This window comes from Candidatus Binatia bacterium (assembly GCA_035631035.1).
Classification (GTDB): Bacteria; Eisenbacteria; RBG-16-71-46; order SZUA-252; family SZUA-252; genus DASQJL01.
Genome location: DASQJL010000001.1, coordinates 1 through 4,066, shown reverse-complemented (window position 1 = coordinate 4,066; position 4,066 = coordinate 1). Strand labels below are relative to the sequence as shown.

Below are 4,066 nucleotides of genomic sequence, written 5' to 3'. Positions count from 1 at the left end.
AAGGAGATCCAGAAGATGGGGCTGCACGGCTCGGACACGGTGGAGCTCTTCTTCGAGGACTGCAGGGTCCCGGCCGAGAACCGCCTGGCCGAGGAGGGGTATGGATTCCGGGTGGCCATGACCTCGCTGGACGCCGGACGGATCGGGGTCGCGGCGCAGGCGCTGGGGATCGCCCAGGCCTGTCTCGAGGCGGCCGTGCGCTACGCCCGGGAGCGGGTCCAGTTCGGAAAGCCGATCGCCGAATTCCAGGCGATCCAGTGGATGGTGGCCGACATGAAGGCCGAGATCGACGGCGCGCGCCTCCTCACGATGCGCGCTGCCTGGCGCAAGGACCATGGGCTGCCGCACGGCCCCGAATCATCGATCGCCAAGCTGACCGCGTCGGCGGCGGCCTGCCATTGCGCCGACAAGGCCGTGCAGATCCACGGCGGCTACGGCTACACCAAGGAGTTCCCGGTGGAGCGCTATTATCGAGACGCCAAGGTGACCGAGCTGTACGAAGGGACGTCGGAGATCCAGCGCATCGTGATCGCCAACTCGGTGCTGCACCCGAAAGACGGAAAGGGAGCCGCCTGATCCCCATGAGATCCAAAGTCGCCGTGCTGAAGACGACCCCCGAGACCGCCGTGAAGGACTTCGGCCGCCTGATGGAGCTGGCCGACATGCGGCAGGAGCTGCGGCCGGAAACGACCACCCTCCTCAAGGTGAACATCTCCTGGCACGTCTACTACCCGGCCTGCTCGACCAGCCCCTGGCAGCTCGAGGGGGTGATCCAGGGGCTCTTGGGGGCGGGTTTCGACCCAGGACGCATCCTCGCCGCCCAGAACTCCACCGTGGTGGTGGATCCCCATGTCGGCGTGCGGAACAACAAGCTGGAACCGGTGTTAGAACGATACGGGATCCGCTCGATTTGGCTCAACGATCCGGAGTCGGAGGCCGATTGGATTCGTTACGAGCCGAAGGGGAAGATGCTGGTCCTGAACGACGTCTACCCCGACGGGCTCATGATCCCGAAGAGCCTGATCGGCGCCAACATCGTCCACCTGCCGACCCTGAAGACCCATGTCTTCACGGAGATGACGGGGGCGATGAAGAACGCGTTCGGCGGGCTGTTGCACCTGAAGCGGCACTGGACGCACAGCGTGATCCACGAAACGCTCGTGGACCTGCTCACGATCCAGAAGGAGATCCACCCCGGCGTCTTCGCTGTCATGGACGGCACGATCTCGGGCGATGGGCCCGGCCCGCGCGCGATGCGGCTCCGGGTGACGAATCTGATGCTCGCCTCGCGCGACCAGGTCGCGATCGACGCGGTCGCGGCGAAGCTGATGGGCTTCGATCCGATGACGATCCAGTTCATCCGCCTCGCGAACGACGCGAAGCTGGGCAACGGCGACCCGCGGTGCATCGATCTCGTGGGCGACGACGTGAGCGGCGTGAACCTGGGCTACTCGCGGAACGAGAACACGTTCGCGTCGAAAGGACAGAAGCTGATCTACCACGGCCCGCTGAAGCCGCTGGAGAAGTTCCTTCTCCAGAGCCCGCTGGTGCCGTGGTCGTACTTCGCCTCGAGGCTCTACCACGACGGATACTGGTACCGTTTCGTGGGGACCAAGCGGAAGAAGGAAGTCATGAAGAGCGACTGGGGCCGCCTCTTCCGCGAGTACGAGCCCAAGGGACAGGAGTAGGGAGGGCGTTGACGTGGTGAATCGACGACTTGGAATTCCCGGCGCTGGAAGATTCGACGGGCGGGCGCTGCTGCTCCTGGCCGCGCTTCTGGGCCTGATGGGCGCTCCTCGCCTCACACTGGCCCAGGACGGTACGTCGTCCGCGCTCACCGACTCGATGGCGCAGTCGATCGAGCAGTCGGCCCCGTCTTCGGATTCGGCGCCATCCTCCCAGCCGGAGCGGCCTCCCCTCGACGTTCCTCCGGGACGATTCGTCGCCGAGGTGCTCGACTCCACCTATTTCATCGAGCCCGCGGAGTTCTTCGCGCTCGACCTGCCCGTCCGCGCGCAGGGAGGCGCCCTGGCCGCGCACATGCTGGGCGACGTCAGTGTGGTCGGGGGACGGCACGACATCATCGTGCGGCTCTTCCGCTCCGGGGATTATCAGAACTGGCTGAAGCGCCGCGGCGGCCGCCAGGCGGGGCCGATCTGGTCCTCGCCGCGACAGCGGGTCGTCCATCTGGACCAGGAGCTGCCGCAGGGGACATCGCTGGTCCTGCTTCTCGACAACGGCTATTCGCTCCGCACGCCCAAGCGCGTGCGGGTGCAGGTCCAGCTGCAGTACCAGGGAGAGCCGGGCGCGCAGAACGTCTCGGCGCAGCCCGTGCGCGCGCCGCAGGAAGGGGACGTCACGCCGCGCTCCAACGCCGACGAGGAGTTCCCGCCGCCGCCTCCCCCGCCGCCGTCGGAAGGGAAGTAGCCGCTCCGGCGCGGAGCGTCGTCCTCGCCTCGACCCGCTACCGGCGCGTCTCGGGAGTGCGCATCAGGAGCAGCTGACCGCCGCCGCTTCCGCGGAACGGCGTGCTCCAATCCGTGGGAGCCTGCACCGCCACCAGCCACGCCCCCTCGCCGAATAACGACCCCGCCTCCGTGATCCCCGTGGATTCCCACTGTCCGCCCGTTCCCGGCGGCAGGACACGTCCCTGGATGTCCCGCTCCGCGCACGCCGCGATCGGCTCGAGACGCCGCGTCAGCGTGTCGTAGCGCAGGATGCGCGCCGCGTGGATCCCGCGGGCGCGGGGATCTTCCTGGATCAGGATCGCGTCCCCTCGCGTGGCGATGTTGTCGGGGCGGTAGATGTCGTCGCTCTCATCTCCGTCCAGCACCACCTCGAGCCTCGTGAGGCGGGTCGGGTCGATCGGGTCGAGCTCGGCGCGGTAGAGACGGCCGTTCTGCGTGACCGGCCGTCCCGTCGAGGGATCGGCGGGCGAGGGCGCTCCGAGGTCGGTGAAGTAGAAGGCGTCGGAGCGGTCGGGATCGGCCTGGATGCCCGCGAGACGGACGAAGTTGAGGCAGCCCGAGTCCTGCGCGCGCTGTTCCAGCTCCTCCGGCTGGCGCGCGATCGCCAGCTCTTGCGGATCGTCGCAGGGAACGAAACGTCCGGAGATCGGCCGGTTCCGGAGCGCCATCGAGGCGTAGCGCGTGTCGTAGCCGAACTCCGGGCGGTCGGCGCGCAGCACGTACAGCCGCCCGCGCCCCAGCGCGAGGTCCGAGGCGTTGTTCGCGGCATACATCCAGAGCTGCGACCGGCCTGGCGGGCCCTCTTCGGTCTCGATGGCCAGCAGCGCTCCGGAGGAGTGCGCCAGGATGATGGTGGCCGCGTGCCGGAAGCGGCCGAAGTGCGGCATCTCGGTGATCGTACCCGCGCGAACGTCGACCGCCGCGACGGCTCCGTGCCGCGGGCCGTCGATGGAGGATTCGTTGAGCAGCAGCGTGGGGCCGAGGAATCCCTCGCGGGGACCGACGAGGGTCGTGGCGGCGAGCGCGGTGTAGCCCTCGGTTCCGTCCAGCAGGTAGTCGGCGTTCACGACCCCTCCCGTCCGCTGATTCAGGAGCAGGCGCGACACGCGCGCCGATCCCTCCCCCACCGTCCAGTCGAGGTCGTGTGTCATGTAGACCTCCACCAACCCGTTTCCGGCCAGGCGAGCCGCGAGGCCGTCCGGCTGCGGATAGAAGACGTAGGAGGAGTCCTCGACGCGGGCGGAGGTGAGCGTGTCGCCGACGGTCAGGATCGCGCGGACGGTGACGTCGTCCCGGAGCGGGCGTAGGTAGGCGGCGCGCGGCGTGAGAAAGCCGGTGCCCGGACCGGCCTCGAGGGTGTTCGTCGAGGGCGGCCCGGTGCCGGGGCCCAGTCCGGCGCATCCCGCGAGAAGGGTCGCGAGGGTGGCGGCGACGAGCGCGGCGGCGAGGCGAACGGTGGCCGGCGAGGAGGCGGCGACGAGCGCGGCTGGGGCCGGCGTCCGCGGGAATATCGGGCGCATCTAGGCCCCCTGCTTCCGGCAGAGCTCCACCAGCACGCCGCCAAGCGATCCCGGATGGAGGAACGCGATCTGGGTTCC

General features: G+C 68.8%; 4 protein-coding genes. 3 read left to right on the top strand and 1 reads right to left on the bottom strand.

What is annotated here, in order from left to right:
* The 3 genes from VE326_00020 to VE326_00010 all read left to right on the top strand — a co-directional run.
* The coding region (locus VE326_00020; protein ID HYJ31584.1) for an acyl-CoA dehydrogenase family protein at positions 1 to 576 on the top strand (576 nt) is incomplete at its 5' end.
* A gap of 5 nt (positions 577 to 581) precedes the next feature.
* Positions 582 to 1,688, top strand: a complete 1,107-nt coding sequence (locus tag VE326_00015) for a DUF362 domain-containing protein (GenBank protein ID HYJ31583.1) — start codon at positions 582 to 584, stop codon at positions 1,686 to 1,688.
* 16 nt (positions 1,689 to 1,704) lie between these two features.
* Positions 1,705 to 2,427: a hypothetical protein gene (locus VE326_00010; protein ID HYJ31582.1), complete on the top strand. Its 723-nt coding sequence runs from the start codon at positions 1,705 to 1,707 to the stop codon at positions 2,425 to 2,427.
* Between the two features lie 37 nt (positions 2,428 to 2,464).
* Here the strand turns inward: VE326_00010 and VE326_00005 are convergent, their stop codons facing one another.
* A complete protein-coding gene (locus tag VE326_00005) occupies positions 2,465 to 3,988 on the bottom strand; it encodes a hypothetical protein (protein ID HYJ31581.1) in 1,524 nt (507 codons plus the stop codon).
* Positions 3,989 to 4,066: the final 78 nt, after the last annotated feature.

What these genes read in the sequence shown, in the direction of transcription:
- VE326_00015 (HYJ31583.1), top strand. Translation starts at nt 582, where the DNA reads ATGAGATCCAAAGTCGCCGTGCTGAAGACGACCCCCGAGACCGCCGTG.
- VE326_00005 (HYJ31581.1), bottom strand. Translation starts at nt 3,988, where the DNA reads ATGCGCCCGATATTCCCGCGGACGCCGGCCCCAGCCGCGCTCGTCGCC.